This window comes from Burkholderia sp. AW33-5, assembly GCF_053427615.1.
The window spans coordinates 1-754 of the sequence record NZ_JBSAXA010000083.1; the positions used below are offsets into that span (position 1 = coordinate 1).

The 754-nt window shown below is 64.3% G+C and carries 1 protein-coding gene; it reads left to right on the forward strand.

Features of this window, described 5'->3' with window-relative positions:
- Window positions 1-754: type VI secretion system Vgr family protein (locus ACV22V_RS32420; protein WP_448016820.1), on the forward strand; the 754-nt coding region annotated here is incomplete at both ends.

Consider the following 754-nt stretch of genomic DNA (forward strand, 5'->3'; position numbering starts at 1 on the left):
TGCGTTGACGCAAGCGCAGGAAGGCTACGGTGCCGATCCGGCGTTTCGCGTGCCGCACGACGATGGCTCGGTCGGCTTCTATCTCGTCGAAGTCGAGGCACAGCGCGTGAGCGTGCCGTATCGCAGCCCGTTCGAACACGAGAAGCCGAAGATGCATCTCGAGACGGCGATCGTCGTCGGGCCGCAGGGCGAGGAAGTCTATACCGACGAGCTGAACCGGATCCGCGTGCAGTTCGTATGGGATCGTCTGAACCCGGGCAACGAGAACGCGTCGTGCTGGGTGCGCGTCGTGCAGTCGGATACCGGCGGCGGCTACGGCGGTGTGCATGTGCCGCGGATCGGCGAGGAAGTGCTGATCGATTATGTCGGCGGCGATTGCGATCGGCCGCTCGCGGTCGGGCGTGTGTACAACGGCGCGAACCAACCGCAGTGGCATAGCGACGGGATTCTTTCCGGCTATCGGTCGAAAGAATATTCGGGCAGCGGCTACAACCATCTCGTGATGGACGACGCGACCGGACAGAACCGCGTGCAGCTGATGAGCAGCAGCGCGAACAGCCTGCTGCATCTGGGCTACCTCATCGATCAGAGCGGCAATTCGCGCGGGGCGTATCTCGGCAGCGGCTTCGACCTGCGTTCGGATGCGTATGGTGCGGTGCGGGCGAGCCAGGGGCTGTACCTCACGACTCATCCGAAGGCGCCGAACAGCCAGCCGCTCGACGTGAAGGAAGCGCAGCAGCAGCTCGTGACGGGC